The organism is Streptomyces sp. Y309 (assembly GCF_056712025.1).
Genome location: NZ_CM160048.1, coordinates 2,916,147 through 2,930,243, shown reverse-complemented (window position 1 = coordinate 2,930,243; position 14,097 = coordinate 2,916,147). Strand labels below are relative to the sequence as shown.

Sequence of the window (14,097 nt, the reverse complement as noted above, 5' to 3'; positions counted from 1 at the left end):
CTTCGATCCCGAACGAGGGACGGGCAGGTCACCGGCGGCAGCCTCCAGGAAACTGGAGTCATGACCCCCACGTCCCCGGCGGCCGCGATGCCTCCCACGTCCCCCGCATCCGCCACGTCCCCCACGGCCCTGGTGGACGAGCGCTGGGAGCTGTTCCACCGGTGGGGCCCGCTCACCCTGCTCGCCTTCTCCACCCTGCTCGCCGCCGCCACCGCCGAGACCGTGGGCATGGGGCGCGGTGAGTGGGGCGCGGCCGCCGGGCTCGTCGCCGCCGCCGTCCTGCTCCAGGTCTGGTGGACCCTCGCCGCCCGCACCCGGCCCGGACCCTCCCGCGCGGGCACCGCGTACTACTTCCTCCGCTGGGCCTTCGCCTTCACGCTGTCCTGGCTGAACCCGTTCTTCGTGTTCTACGCCGTCACCGGGTACTTCGGCTCCGAGCGCCTCCTCGCCCGCCGCCTGGTCCCCGTCGGCCTGTTCGCCACCGCCGTCGTGATGGCGGGCGGCCAGTCGGGCGGGCTCCCGCCGCGCGGAACGGGTGCCTGGATGCTGTTCGGCGCGATGCTCGCCGCCAACGTCGGGCTGCTCGCCGTCTTCTCCCACATCGCTCACAAGGAAGAGGAGCGCACCCGGTTCCAGGAACAGACCATCGACCAGCTCGAAGCCACCAACGCCGCCCTCCAGCAGGCCCTCGACGAGAACGCCGCGCTGCACGCCCAACTCCTCGTCCAGGCCCGCGAAGCGGGCGTCGCCGACGAGCGCAGACGCCTCGCCGCCGAGATCCACGACACCATCGCGCAAGGCCTCGCGGGCATCATCGCCCAGCTTCAGGTCGTCGCGAACAGCCCGGACGAGCGCCTCGCCCGCGAGCACCTCGACCGCGCCGCCGCCCTCGCCCGGCACAGCCTCGGCGAAGCCCGCCGCTCCGTGCACAACCTCGCCCCGGTCGCCCTGGAGCACGACGCGCTGCCCCGGGCGCTGGGCAAGACGGTCACCGCGTGGGGCGAGCGCACGGGCGTGCGCGCCGAGTTCACCCTCACCGGCGCCGCCGAACCCCTGCACGACGAGGTCGAGGCGACCCTGCTGCGGATCGTCGAGGAAGCCCTGTCCAACGCCGCCCGGCACGCCGCCCCCACCCGCCTCGGCGTCACCCTGTCGTACATGGCGGACGAGGTCGCCCTGGACGTCCGCGACGACGGCCGCGGCTTCGACCCGCTCGCGGCGCCCGCCCGCACCCGCTCCGGCGGCTTCGGCCTGGCCGGCATGCGTGCCCGCGCCGAGCGCATCGCGGGCACCCTCACCGTGGAGTCGGAGCCCGGCGGCGGCACGGCCATATCGGCGCGCGTACCGTTGGTGGGCGATGAACGCTGATGTGATCACCCTCGTCGTCGCGGACGACCACCCCGTGGTGCGCGACGGCCTGCGCGGCATGTTCGAGTCCGCGCCGGGCTTCGCCGTCCTCGGTGAGGCGGCCGACGGCGTCCGGGCCGTCGAGCTGGTCGCCCGGCTCGACCCGGACGTCGTCCTCATGGACCTGCGGATGCCCGGCGGCGGCGGAGTGGACGCCATCGCCGAGCTCACCCGGCGCGGCGCCCGCACCCGCGTCCTGGTGCTCACCACGTACGACACGGACACCGACACGCTCCCCGCCATCGAGGCGGGCGCGACGGGCTATCTGCTGAAGGACGCCCCGCGCGACGAGCTGTTCACCGCAGTCCGCGCCGCCGCCGAAGGCCGCACGGTGCTGTCACCGGCGATCGCGTCCCGCCTGGTGAAACGCGTACGTGCCCCCGGCGACGAGCCGCTGAGCTCCCGCGAACGGGAAGTGCTCGCACTCGTCGCCAAGGGCACGTCCAACCGCGACATCGCCAAGGAGCTCTTCATCAGCGAAGCCACGGTCAAGACCCATCTCACCCATATCTACGGCAAGTTGGGCGCCAAGGACCGTGCCGCGGCCGTCGCGGCGGCGTACGGCCGCGGCATCCTCGGCTGACGTCGGGGCCACGTCGGCCGAGGCCGGAATCCGGTCCTCGCGGCCGCGACTCCCCCCGGAATCACGGCCTCCCGGCCCTGGGTCCGCACCCGCGCCCCACCAGCGCGGATGAGCAGCGGGCCCGCCGTGGGTCCACAGCGGGCCCGAGTGGATCGGAACAGCCTGGATCAGACCTGGATCAGACCTGCTCCCACAGCGCGGGCGTGCCCGGCGGCTCCCAGCCCGGCTGCGCCTGGTGCGGCTGGAGGCAGCGGTAGGTCACGCCGTTGTAGGTGACCGTGTCACCGGCCGCGTAGACGGAGCCCGCCGCCCAGGTGCCGCTCGGGTCACCGGGGCCGGGACCGGGGTCCTCGCCGCCGATGGTCTTCAGCGTGAGCTGGAACTGCTGGAGAAGCGGGTTGATCGGCTGGTGGAACGTGGTCCCGCCGGTGCGGCAGTTGCCCGAGCCGCCCGAGGTGACGCCCTGCGCCTGGCTGCCCGAGATGTACGAGCCGCCGGAGTCACCGGGCTCCGCGCACACGGTCGTGCGCGTCACGCCGTTGATGGTGCCCTCGGGGTAGGTGACGCTGGTGTTGTGCTGCGAGATCGTGCCGCAGTGCCACCCGGTGGTCGACCCGGAGCGGCAGATCGAGCCGCCCACCGGCGACTGCGTCGAACCGGCGACGCTCACGCGCTGCCCGCCGGAGCCCTTGACGTACGGAGTGGCCGTCCACTGCGCGTTCGTGGCCACCCACGCCATGTCCCGGCCCGGGAAGATCGAACCGCGGAACGTGCCCTGGGCCTGCTGGTTGACGCCACGCGTCGTCGTGCCCACACGCCCGCAGTGACCCGCCGTGGCGAAGCCCTGCGTCGCGCCCTGCGTGACGGAGAAGCCCACCGAGCAGCGGCCGCCGCTGCCCATGTAGTACGCCTCGCCGCCCACGATGTCGTAGAAGGAGCGCGGCCGGTCGGCGGTCTTCTTGATCTGTACGAGGCCGGAGTCCACGCCCGCCTCGGCCACCAGCGCCTTGGCGGCGGAGGCCTTGACGGCGTTCACCACGACCGCGTTGGACTTCACGTCGACGTACCACACGGGCGCGTCGGCCGTCCGGGTGCTCTTCGCGGCCCGGTCCAGCTTGGCCTTGGCGGCGTCCAGTTGGCCGACGGAGTGACGTACCACCAGGGCGCGGGCGCCCTCGGCCTCGATGGCCGCGACGTCCCGGGCGTCGGTGGTGGCGACCGTGAGCGTGGCCGAGGTGGCGCCGCCCACCCAGGCGCCCGCGAAGTCCCGGCCGAGCGCGGCCTGCAGGGACCCGGCGGTGGCCCCCGCCTCCGCCTCGTTGACCAGGCGTTCCTTGGCCTGCCCCGCGGTGAGCCCGAGGTCGCGCTGCATGGCCTTGAGGACGCCGGGTGACGTCTTCGCCACGGCTGCGGTGGCCGCGGCGTCGTGCGGTGTGGGGGACGGGGAGTCGGACTGGGCGGCCGCCGAGCCGGGCATCCCGGCCAGCACGAGCGCACCGGCGGCGGCGAGCGCGGCACCCGCCGCCTGGACGCGGCGGAGACTACAACGGTGTGGAGGTGGAGTCGGGGAGGCATGTCTGTGCTGCTGCATGGGGGTCTCTCCTCGGTGTGGACGGGGAGCGGCGGACCCGTGAACGCGGGGAAGCCGGATCCGCTCGTTCTCCGGTCGACCACACCGTAGAAGCGTCAACAGGGGCTCAGTAGATGCTAGTTGCCCCCCTACGTCGACGTTATGGAAGCACCCCCCGGCGAAGCCAGCCAGGCCGAGTAACTCTCACTGCGAGCAGCAGCCGCAGCATGCGCAGCCCGAGCATGCGCAAGCACAGCGGCCGCAGTGTCATGCGCGTACGTCTCCGGATGCCACCCCAACAAATGCCGCCAGTAGAGCGGCGCCCCGGCCAGCGGCCGGGTAACGATCCCCTCCGTGGGCGGAAACGTGGCCCGGCACAACCCCACCGCCCGCCCCACCTGCACCAGATGAACGCACGACGAGGTGTCGGTCTCGTACACCGAAGAGGGAGTGAACCCCGCCCGCGCGCACGCAGCCGTAAAGCAGTCCCCGAAACACCCGTCCCCCGGCACATCGGTCCACGCCTCCCCAGCCAGCTCGCCGAGCTCGACCTCCGCGGCCCCGGCCAGCGGATGCCCGGTGGCCAGCATGACGAACACGGGATCGCGCGCCACCTCCCGCCACACCAGCCGCTCGCTCTCGGGCGGTGTACTCGCCCCGCACGTACCGATGAGCGCGAAGTCGAGCCGCACGTCCGCGACCTGCGCGGCGATGTCGCGCTCGGACCAGGAGGTGTACGTCGACACGGACTGGTCGGGGTGCGCGGCGGCGAGCCGGTCCACCAGACCGCCGAGCAGCGGCCCGTGCGTCCCGCCGAGCCGGAACCCGCGCCGGTCCTGCCACACCCGCGAGAACCGCTCGGCCTCCTCCTGGAGCCCGCTGACCGCCGGCAGCACGATGCGCGCCCGCGCGAGCACGAACTCACCGAGGGCGGTGGCCCGCACGCCGAACCGCCCGCGCTCGAACAGCTCGCCGCCCAGGGCCCGTTCGATCCGTTTCAACTGCGCGCTGAGCGCGGGCTGCGCGAGTCCGAGCGCGGTCGCCGCCTTGGTGAGGCTGCCCGCGTCGGCGATCGCCCGGATCGTCTTCAGGTGCCGCAACTCCAGGTCCATGCGGCGAGCTTCGTCCGCCCCCGGGTCGGGTGCAATACCTTGGTACGGACCTGAATGCCCGTCACGTCCGACCTCTCCCCGACGTTCTGCACCCCGGCATCGCGCTTGCGCGCTCGTCCTCAAGCTCCCCCAAGCTCTTAAGGAGCAGGGAGGGACCCCCTCGACGGGCTATTCACGACCGCCCGCAGCAGCAACGCCGATCGCGCGGTGACCGTCACCGCCGCCCCCGCTGCGAGCAGCGTCCCCGGGGCCTCCTCCTGCTCCTCCAGGCAGGTGTCCACAAGCACTTCGTAGGCCGCGGCCCACGGCGGCCCCGGGAGGACGAAGTCCACCGGCCGGTCCGCCGCGTGCAGCACGGCGAGAAAGCTGTCGTCGGTCACCGGCGCCCCGCGCGCGTCCCGCCCCGGTATGTCGCGCCCGGACAGATACATGCCGAGCGTCGCCGCGGGCGCGTACCAGTCGGCCTCCGTCATCTCCGTGCCGCGCGCCGTGAACCACGCCAGGTCCCGCAGCCCGTCCGCCGAGTGGGCCCGCCCGGAGAAGAAGGCGCGCCGCCGCAGCACCGGATGCCGGTGCCGCAACGCGATCAGCCGGGCGGTGAGCCCGAACAGCGCCCGCCACCCCGGCTCGTCCAGCGACTTCCAGTCCACCCAGCTCACTTCGTTGTCCTGGCAGTACGCGTTGTTGCTGCCGCGCTGCGTGCGCCCCATCTCGTCCCCGGCGACGAGCATCGGCACGCCGGTCGAGAGCAGCAGCGTGGTCATCAGGTTCCGCAGTTGCCGCCGACGCAGGGCCCGCACGCCGGGGTCGGCGGTCTCGCCCTCGACGCCGCAGTTCCAGGACCGGTTGTCGTCCGAACCGTCCCTGTTGCCCTCGCCGTTGGCCTCGTTGCGCTTCCTCTCGTACGTCACCAGGTCGCGCAGCGTGAAGCCGTCGTGGGCCGTCACGAAGTTCACCGACGCGTACGGCCGCCGCCCGCCCCACGCGTACAGGTCGCTCGACCCCGAAAGCCGGTAGCCGAGGTCCCGCACGTCCGGCAGCGCGCCCCGCCAGAAGTCCCGCACCGCGCCTCTGTAACGGTCGTTCCACTCCGTCCAGAGAGGTGGGAACGCCCCCACCTGATAGCCGCCCGACCCGACGTCCCACGGCTCGGCGATCAGCTTCACGCGCCGCAGCACCGGGTCCTGCGCGATGACCGCGAGGAACGGCGAGAGCATGTCGACGTCGTGGAAGGACCGCGCGAGCGCCGCCGCCAGGTCGAAGCGGAAGCCGTCGACGCCCATCTCCGTCACCCAGTACCGCAGCGAGTCGGTGATCAGGCGCAGCACCTGCGGCTGGACGACGTGCAGGGTGTTCCCGCAGCCCGTGTAGTCGGCGTACCGCCGCGCGTCGTCCTGCAGCCGGTAGTAGCCGCGGTTGTCGATGCCCTTCAGGGACAGCATCGGCCCCAGCTCGCCCGCCTCGGCGGTGTGGTTGTAGACCACGTCCAGGATCACCTCGATCCCCGCCTCGTGCAGCGCCCGCACCATCCGCCGGAACTCGCCGACCTGCTGCCCGCGGGTGCCGGACGCGGCGTACGCGGCGTGCGGCGCGAAGTACCCGATGGAGTTGTACCCCCAGTAGTTGCGCAGACCGCGCCGCAGCAGATGGTCCTCGTGCGCGAACTGGTGCACCGGGAGCAGCTCGACGGCCGTCACACCGAGGCGTACGAGATGCTCGACGGCCGCCGGGTGCGCCAACCCGGCGTACGTGCCGCGCAGTTGGGGCGGGACATCGGGGTGCCGCATGGTGAAGCCGCGTACATGCACTTCGTAGATGACCGAATCCGCCCAGGGCGTCTTCGGGCGCCGGTCGTCGCACCACTCGTCGTCCGGCGCGTCGTCGTGGACGACGACGCCCTTGGGTACGTACGGAGCCGAGTCCCGGTCGTCGCGCACGGTGTCCGCGACCTGCTGCTGCGGCCAGTCCCTGACATGGCCGTAGACCTCCGGCGGCAGCGCGCCGTAGTCGTTGCCCGCGCCCGCGTCGACCGCGCGGGCGTACGGGTCGAGCAGCAGCTTCGCCGGATTGAAGCGGGCGCCGGTCCACGGGTCCCAGCGGCCGTGCACCCGGAAGCCGTACCGCTGCCCCGGCAGGACGCCCGGCACGAAGCCGTGCCAGATCTCGTGCGTCAGCTCGGTCAGCGGACACCGGGTCTCGACGAGCCGCCCACCGGCGCCGTCCGGGCCGACCCCGCCGTCCGGGCCGACCCCGCCATCCGGGCCGTCCGCGCTGACCCCGCCGTCCACGTCCACCCTGCCGTCCCCGCCGTCCGCATGGTCCTCCTCGTCGAAAAGGCACAGCTCGACGGCCTCCGCCCCGCCCGCCCACAGCGCGAAATTCGTGCCCGCGACCCCGTCGGGCCCCACCCGGAACCGGGCGCCGAGCGGCGTCGGCGCCCCCGGCCACACGGTCCGCGACGGCGCCTGCCGCGCCCGCGCGCCGCGCCCGCCGTTCTGCCCGGCGGTGGCGGAGTCGTCGTCGGGCCGGGCCCGGCCCACCGCCCGCGCCCGCTGGACCGCCGCCTCCTCCTGCTCGGCTGCGCTCGACACCTGCTCGCCTCCCGCGGCTCGGGCCGTGGACGCGCGTGCCCGGGGTGTGCGGCGTCCCGGCCGCGGCTGCCCGCACGGCGTCCTTCTGTCTGTTCTGCCCACCCGGTGCGTCGCACTCACGTTTCCCCGGGCGGGCACGGTCGTTGGGACCCACGTGAGACAGGCAACGAGGCGCGCTCGGCGCGCAGGAGCCGCGCTGGCCGCAGCGGTGGCGTGGGCAGGACTGGTGCTCGGGGCCACGGGCTGCTCCGGCTCGGAGTTCGACGGGATGCTCGGCAAGCCGCCGAGGCCCGCCGAGGCGATCCGGGTCACGCCCGGCGACGGCGACAAGAACGTGCGCCGCGACGAGCGGCTCGAAGTGCGGGTGCCGGACGGGCGCCTGGAGTCCGTGCGGGTCGTGCGGTCCCAGGACGCGCAGGAGACCGACGTGCCGGGGCGCGTCGTCGAGGACGGCACGACCTGGCGCCCGCTCGACGGCGGGCCGCTCGCGCTCGCCGCCAAGTACACGGTGGACGCGGTCGCGCTCGACGGCCACGGCCGCCGCGTCGCGCGGCACACGACGTTCACCACGTTCGTGCCCGACGAGCGCTTCATCGGATACGTCTCGCCGGAGAACCGCGCCACGGTCGGCACCGGCATGATCGTCTCCCTGGAGTTCAACCGCGAGGTCGTCAACCGCGCGGCCGTCCAGCGCGCCGTCCGCGTGCGGGCCGAGCCGGCCGTGGAGATCCGGCCGCACTGGTTCGGCGGCACCCGCCTGGACTTCCGCCCCGAGAAGTACTGGAAGCCCGGCACCAAGGTCACCGTCGACCTGGACCTGCGCGACGTGAAGGCCGCGCCCGGCGTCTACGGCCTCCAGGACAAGACGTTCGCCTTCACCATCGGCCGCAGCCAGGTCAGCCTGGTCGACGCGAAGGAGCACACCATGGAGGTACGCCGCGACGGCGAGCTGATCTCCATGGTCCCGATCACCGCGGGCGCCCCGAAGACCACCACGTACAACGGAAAGATGGTCGTCACCGAGATGCTCGAGGTGACCCGCATGAACAGCCGCACCGTCGGCTTCGGCGGCGAGTACGACATCCCGGACGTGCCGCACGCGATGCGCCTGACCACCTCCGGCACCTTCCTGCACGGCAACTACTGGGCGCCGGACGCGCCCGGCAACACCAATGTCAGCCACGGCTGCGTGGGCCTGCGCGACGTGAAGGGCGGCAGCCCGAAGACCCCGGCGGGCTGGTTCTTCGACCGCACGCTCATCGGCGACGTCGTCGAGGTCGTCAACAGCGACGACAAGAAAGTGGCTCCCGACAACGGCCTCGGTGGCTGGAACATGGACTGGGAGGAATGGAAGACGGGAAAGAAGAAGGCGGGAAAGAAAGCCGCAGAAAGGGCGAAGGGCGACAAGAAGTCCCGCTCCGGCCGGCCCTGAGGGCCACCGGCCCGTGCCATGAGCACAGTTGGGACTGAACGGTGACATTGGCGGGGAGTCATCGCTTCGAGCCTTGTGGTTATCTAGCGCAGTGCGCGAGTCGGCTTGTTTTCGACCACCGCGCCGGGGCATTGGAGTGCGGGCCTGATTCGGGCCGTGCGAGGGGAGAAGAAACGTGAACGGGCGACCGATATCGGGGGCGTCGGCCCACGCGCGAAAGCGCGGGCGGCGGCGGGGCGCCAACACACTGTTCGCGGCGGCGTCGGGGGCGACGCTGCTGCTCGTGACCGCGTGCGGGGGTGGCGGCTCGGACTCCGGCGACGGCGGTGACGGCAAGGGCGGGGCTGCCGCCGACAAGCCCTCGCAGGCCGTCGTCACCATAGCGCCGAAGGACGGCGCGGACGCCGTGGCCACCAGCGGGGCGCTGAAGATATCCGCCGCCAAGGGCAAGCTGTCCGAGGTGACGGTCAAGGACCCCAAGGGCAGGGCGATCCCCGGGAAGATCACGTCCGGTGGCGCGAAATGGGCGCCCGAGCGGCACCTCGCCGCCGGCACCAAGTACAAGGTGCACGCGATCGCCAAGGACTCCGAGGGGCGCACGTCCGCGAAGGACTCGACGTTCACGACCCTGGTGCCGAAGAACACCTTCCTCGGCCAGTTCACGCCCGAGGACGGCACGAAGGTCGGCGTCGGAATGCCGTTCTCGGTGCACTTCACGCGCGGCATCACCGCGCCGGGCGCGGTCGAGAAGGCCATCGAGATCAAGACCGAGCCGTCCGTGCCCGTCGAGGGCCACTGGTTCGGCAACGACCGCCTGGACTTCCGCCCGGAGAAGTACTGGAAGCCCGGCACCAAGGTCACCGTGAAGATGAACCTCGACGGCGTCGAGGGCCGCCCGGGTGTCTACGGCAAGCAGTCCAAGACCATCGCCTTCGAGATCGGCCGCAGCCAGGTCTCCACGGTCGACGTGAAGACCAAGAAGATGACGGTCGAGCGCGACGGCAAGGTCCTCAAGAAGATCCCCGTCACCACCGGCAAGCCCGGCTACGAGACGTGGAACGGCCAGATGGTCATCAGCGAGCGCCTCAAGGTGACCCGCATGAACGGCGAGACCGTGGGCTACGGCGGCGAGTACGACATCAAGGACGTGCCGCACGCCCAGCGCCTGTCCACGTCCGGCACGTTCATCCACGGCAACTACTGGGGCGGCGGCGCGTTCGGCAACTACAACGCCTCGCACGGCTGCATCGGCCTGCGGGACGTGCGCGGCGGCTACGACAAGAAGGTGCCGGCCGCCTGGTTCTTCGACAACTCGATGGTCGGCGACGTCGTCGTGGTGAAGAACTCGAACGACAAGAAGATCGCCCCGGACAACGGCTACAACGGCTGGAACATGTCCTGGGAGAAGTGGAAGGCGTAGCCCTTCCCCACGGGAAGGCCCAGCCCTTCCCCACGCGCGTGCGGGGCACGGCTAACGTGCCCCGCATGACAACTGTGCATCTCGAAGTCGCGGACGGCGTCGGCACGATCCGCCTGGACCGCCCGCCCATGAACGCCCTGGACATCGAGCTCCAGGACCGCCTCAAGGACCTCGCGGCGGAGGTGACCGCACGCGACGACGTGCGCGCCGTCGTCCTCTACGGCGGCGAGAAGGTGTTCGCCGCGGGCGCGGACATCAAGGAAATGCAGGACATGGACCACACGGCCATGATCCTGCGGTCCCGGGCCCTGCAGGACTCCTTCACCGCGATCGCCCGCATCCCCAAGCCGGTCGTCGCCGCCGTCACCGGCTACGCGCTCGGCGGCGGCTGCGAACTGGCCCTGTGCGCCGACGTCCGGATCGCCGCCGACAACGCCAAGCTCGGCCAGCCCGAGATCCTGCTCGGCCTGATCCCGGGCGCGGGCGGCACCCAGCGGCTGCCGCGCCTGATCGGCCCGTCCAAGGCGAAGGACCTCATCTTCACCGGTCGCATGGTCAAGGCCGACGAGGCGCTCGACATCGGCCTGGTGGACCGCGTCGTGCCCGCCGCCGAGGTGTACGAGCAGGCGCACGCGTGGGCCGCCAAGCTGGCCAAGGGCCCGGCGCTCGCGCTGCGGGCCGCGAAGGAGGCCGTGGACGCGGGCCTGGAGGCGGACATCGACACCGGCCTCGCCGTGGAACGCACATGGTTCGCGGGCCTGTTCGCCACCGAGGACCGCGAACGGGGCATGCGCAGCTTCGTCGAGGAGGGCCCCGGCAAGGCGAAGTTCCTCTGAGAACAGGCCAGTTGAAGGCTCGTCAGCCAAAGTGTCCCCCGAAGGGGCGGATTATGACAGCCTTAAGCCAACCTTAAGGAAGTTCGCTTCCGGGCGCTCCGTGATCATTCATGAGCAAGAAGCCAGCGCAGGTGGGAGCGGGTGTGACGGAGGCTGAACTGCCTTAGGCATATGCCTGGACGGCCCTCCGGAATGGAAGCTTCCGGGGGGCTTATTCCGTCGGAACGGCCCCAACCCCGTCTCGGGACGGCCATGATGGGGGGCATGGCGGGGCAGGAGGGTTTCGAACAGCCACGGAAGCACGCGGGTGCGACCGCGGCGCGCTGGACTCCGGCGGTGGAGGACGAACACGCCCTGAAGGCACTGGAGTTGTTCGGCAACCCGATCGACGCCGAGGTCCCGCTGCCCTCGCGCCCCGAGTCCGCGGCCATCGCCCGCCGGCTCGCTCAAGTGGTGGTCCTGCGGCACTGGGGCCTGACGCCCAAGCTCACCGAGGACGTCGTGCTCCTGGTCTCCGAGCTCGTCGGCAACGCCGTGCGGCACACGGGCGCCCGGGTCTTCGGCCTGCGCACGCTGCGGCGGCGCGGCTGGATCCGGGTCGAGGTGCGCGACCCCTCGCGCGGACTGCCGTGCCTGATGCCCGTCCACGAGCTGGACATCAGCGGCCGCGGCCTCTTCCTCGTCGACAAGCTCGCCGACCGCTGGGGCGTGGACCTGCTGCCGCGGGGCAAGACGACGTGGTTCGAGATGCGGGTCACCGAGCGCTAGCGCCGCCCCGGACGCGCGAAAGCCCCCGGGGCCGTGGGTGCGGCGCTGTCGGGGGCCTTCGAGCGGGACCGTGAACGTATGGGGTGAGTTCACGGCCGCGAAAGGCGACGTAGCTCGGGTCAATGAGAGTCGCTGTGCCCGACTATGGCAGATGGGAGCCACTGATCCAAAAGTCCCAACTCGGGCATATCGGATCAGAACGGCACAGTTTAGAGGTGAATCCTTGGTGAGATAGAGCACCTGCCTTGTAAACGATGGCTAAACGCCAGCTGTGTGAGCCGATGGACAGGGCTCATGAGGCTCGCTTGGTCCAGGCCAGCGACCCGCAAACGTCCTGAATCAGGTCAATCAGCTGCTTTCACCCTCAGTCCCCATTAAATGGTCCCCGTGACTGAGCGCGCAGACGGGACCGACCGCCGCCGACTACTGCGTACGTCGGCGGGCATGGCCCTCGCGGGCGCACTCGCCGCCGGCTGCGGCACGGCGCGGAAGCGCACGGAGCCCCGGCCCACCGGATCGCCGCCGCACCCCGGCCCCGCCCCCGGCCCCCGCGGCTTCCCCGGCCTGCCCGTCCAGATCACCCGCAGCCCCCGCGGCCGCCCCGAGGTCGCCCTCACCTTCCACGGCCAGGGCGACCCCAGGACCGCCCACGCCCTGCTCGCCGAGGCCGAACGCGCGGGCGCCCGCGTGACCGTCCTCGCCGTCGGCACCTGGCTCGACGCCCACCCCCGCATCGCCCGCCGCATTCTCGACGGCGGCCACGACCTCGGCAACCACACCCTCAACCACCGCGACATCAACGCGCTGTCCGAACAGGCGGCGTACGCCGAGATCACCGGTTGCGCGGACCGGCTGCGCCGCCTCACCGGCGGCATCGGCAACTGGTTCCGGCCCTCGCGGGCCCGCCGGGCCACCCCGCTCGTCGCCCGCCTCGCGCGCCGCGCCGGCTACCCGCACGTCCTGTCGTACGACGTCGACTCCCTGGACTTCACCTCGCCCGGCGCCCCGGCCGTCGCCCGCACCCTCGCCGCCGAGGTCCGCGCGGGCTCCGTGGTGAGCCTGCACTTCGGGTACGCGGACACGGTCGCCGCGCTCCCCGCCGTCCTCGATGACCTGCACCGCCGCGGCCTGCGCGCGGTCACGACCACGGAGCTGCTGACCTGATGCCCACTCGTACCCGTACCCCCCTGACCCTGACCAGGCGGACCGGCGTGCTGCTCGCCGCCGGTGCCGCCGTCGCCGCCGCGCTCGCCGGCTGCGGCACCGAGCAGGGCGACCGCCAGAACAAGGCCCTGACCACCAAGGTCCCGCCGGAGCCCGCCAAACCCAAGGCGGTGGACGGGCTGCCCGGCATGCCGCCCGTCCTCGACCCCAAGGACGTCTACGCCGCCGACCGCCCGGGCAAGCTCTCCCCGGTGGTCAAGGACTTCCCCTCCCGGGTCTACGTCCCCAACACCAACTCCAACACGGTGTCGGTCATCGACCCCAAGACGTACGAAGTCGTCGACACGATCCGCGTCGGCGTCCAGCCGCAGCACGTCGTGCCCTCCTGGGACATGAAGACGCTCTGGGTCAACAACAACCGCGGCCACACGCTCACGCCCATCGACCCGAAGACCGGCAAGGCGGGCAAGCCGGTCGAGGTGCACGACCCGTACAACCTCTACTTCACGCCCAACGGCAAATACGCCGTCGTCATGGCCTCGCTCGACCGCGAGCTGGTCTTCCGCGACCCGCACACCATGAAGCGCCTCAAGACGGAGCCGGTGAGCTGCTACGGCGTCAACCACGCCGACTTCTCCCTGGACGGCCGCTACTTCATCGTCTCCTGCGAGTTCTCCGGCGAACTCCTCAAGGTCGACACCGAGAAGATGAAGGTCGTCGGCCAGCAGAAGCTGCCCTTCAAGGGCGCCATGCCGCAGGACGTCAAGATGTCCCCGGACGGCAAGCGGTTCTACGTCGCCGACATGATGGCCGACGGCATGTGGGTCCTGGACGGCGACACCTTCTCCAAGCCCAAGCTGCTGCCCACGGGCAAGGGCTGCCATGGTCTGTACGTCAGCCGGGACTCGCGCGAGATGTACGTCTCCAACCGCGGCGAGGGCTCGGTGTCCGTCTTCGACTTCACCAGGAACAAGCTCACCAAGAAGTGGCACCTCCCCGACGGCGGCAGCCCCGACATGGGCGGCGTCTCCGCGGACGGCAAGGTCCTCTGGCTCTCCGGCCGCTACGACTCCGAGGTGTACGCCATCGACACCCGCACCGGCGTCCAACTCGCCCGCATCCCGGTGGGCGGCGGCCCCCACGGCCTCGCGGTGTACCCCCAGCCGGGCCGCTACTCGCTGGGGCACACGGGCATCTTCCGCTAGCGGGCCGGG

Annotated in this window: 11 protein-coding genes; 8 read left to right on the top strand and 3 right to left on the bottom strand. The window is 71.7% G+C overall.

Annotated features, from left to right (window positions below; translation table 11 throughout):
* Positions 1-60 precede the first annotated feature (60 nt).
* Both AC0KTA_RS11030 and AC0KTA_RS11025 read left to right on the top strand, forming a co-directional pair.
* Positions 61-1,368, top strand: a complete 1,308-nt coding sequence (locus tag AC0KTA_RS11030; protein WP_481054938.1) for a sensor histidine kinase — start codon at positions 61-63, stop codon at positions 1,366-1,368.
* Entirely contained in the window at positions 1,358-1,990 is a 633-nt protein-coding gene (locus AC0KTA_RS11025; protein ID WP_481054937.1) for a response regulator, read from the top strand. The genes AC0KTA_RS11030 and AC0KTA_RS11025 overlap by 11 nt, the downstream gene beginning before the upstream one ends.
* A 178-nt stretch (positions 1,991-2,168) precedes the next feature.
* On the opposite strand, the gene AC0KTA_RS11020 is transcribed toward AC0KTA_RS11025, so the two are convergent.
* The 3 genes from AC0KTA_RS11020 to glgX form a co-directional block, all read right to left on the bottom strand.
* Positions 2,169-3,581 (bottom strand): carbohydrate-binding protein, encoded by a 1,413-nt coding sequence (locus tag AC0KTA_RS11020; protein ID WP_481054936.1) that lies wholly within the window; start codon positions 3,579-3,581, stop codon positions 2,169-2,171.
* A 128-nt stretch (positions 3,582-3,709) separates the two neighbouring features.
* A complete protein-coding gene (locus AC0KTA_RS11015) occupies positions 3,710-4,672 on the bottom strand; it encodes a LysR family transcriptional regulator (protein ID WP_481054935.1) in 963 nt (320 codons plus the stop codon).
* 137 nt (positions 4,673-4,809) lie between these two features.
* Positions 4,810-7,263, bottom strand: a complete 2,454-nt coding sequence (gene glgX, locus AC0KTA_RS11010) for a glycogen debranching protein GlgX (protein ID WP_481054934.1) — start codon at positions 7,261-7,263, stop codon at positions 4,810-4,812.
* A gap of 154 nt (positions 7,264-7,417) precedes the next feature.
* Between glgX and AC0KTA_RS11005 the strand changes: the two genes are divergently transcribed.
* The 6 genes from AC0KTA_RS11005 (at position 7,418) to AC0KTA_RS10980 (ending at position 14,088) form a co-directional block, all read left to right on the top strand.
* A complete protein-coding gene (locus tag AC0KTA_RS11005; protein ID WP_481054933.1) occupies positions 7,418-8,695 on the top strand; it encodes a L,D-transpeptidase in 1,278 nt (425 codons plus the stop codon).
* 175 nt (positions 8,696-8,870) lie between these two features.
* Positions 8,871-10,115 (top strand): L,D-transpeptidase, encoded by a 1,245-nt coding sequence (locus tag AC0KTA_RS11000; protein ID WP_481054932.1) that lies wholly within the window; start codon positions 8,871-8,873, stop codon positions 10,113-10,115.
* Between the two features lie 65 nt (positions 10,116-10,180).
* Positions 10,181-10,951 carry an enoyl-CoA hydratase/isomerase family protein gene (locus tag AC0KTA_RS10995; RefSeq protein WP_481054931.1) on the top strand — a complete coding sequence of 257 codons (771 nt, stop codon included), beginning with the start codon at positions 10,181-10,183 and terminating at the stop codon, positions 10,949-10,951.
* A gap of 264 nt (positions 10,952-11,215) precedes the next feature.
* On the top strand, positions 11,216-11,719 hold the full coding sequence (locus tag AC0KTA_RS10990; protein WP_481054930.1) for an ATP-binding protein: 504 nt from the start codon (positions 11,216-11,218) through the stop codon (positions 11,717-11,719).
* 378 nt (positions 11,720-12,097) lie between these two features.
* Positions 12,098-12,883, top strand: coding sequence for a polysaccharide deacetylase family protein (locus AC0KTA_RS10985; protein ID WP_481054929.1), 786 nt, complete (start codon positions 12,098-12,100; stop codon positions 12,881-12,883).
* On the top strand, positions 12,883-14,088 hold the full coding sequence (locus AC0KTA_RS10980) for a YncE family protein (RefSeq protein WP_481054928.1): 1,206 nt from the start codon (positions 12,883-12,885) through the stop codon (positions 14,086-14,088). Before AC0KTA_RS10985 ends, AC0KTA_RS10980 begins: the two co-directional genes overlap by 1 nt.
* The last annotated feature ends 9 nt before the right edge of the window (positions 14,089-14,097 follow it).

Bases quoted from the DNA above. Each gene is read 5' to 3' on its own strand.
- AC0KTA_RS11030 (WP_481054938.1), top strand. From the start codon at position 61: ATGACCCCCACGTCCCCGGCGGCCGCGATGCCTCCCACGTCCCCCGCA.
- AC0KTA_RS11025 (WP_481054937.1), top strand. From the start codon at position 1,358: ATGAACGCTGATGTGATCACCCTCGTCGTCGCGGACGACCACCCCGTG.
- AC0KTA_RS11020 (WP_481054936.1), bottom strand. From the start codon at position 3,581: ATGCAGCAGCACAGACATGCCTCCCCGACTCCACCTCCACACCGTTGT.
- AC0KTA_RS11015 (WP_481054935.1), bottom strand. From the start codon at position 4,672: ATGGACCTGGAGTTGCGGCACCTGAAGACGATCCGGGCGATCGCCGAC.
- AC0KTA_RS10995 (WP_481054931.1), top strand. From the start codon at position 10,181: ATGACAACTGTGCATCTCGAAGTCGCGGACGGCGTCGGCACGATCCGC.
- AC0KTA_RS10990 (WP_481054930.1), top strand. From the start codon at position 11,216: ATGGCGGGGCAGGAGGGTTTCGAACAGCCACGGAAGCACGCGGGTGCG.
- AC0KTA_RS10985 (WP_481054929.1), top strand. From the start codon at position 12,098: ATGGTCCCCGTGACTGAGCGCGCAGACGGGACCGACCGCCGCCGACTA.
- AC0KTA_RS10980 (WP_481054928.1), top strand. From the start codon at position 12,883: ATGCCCACTCGTACCCGTACCCCCCTGACCCTGACCAGGCGGACCGGC.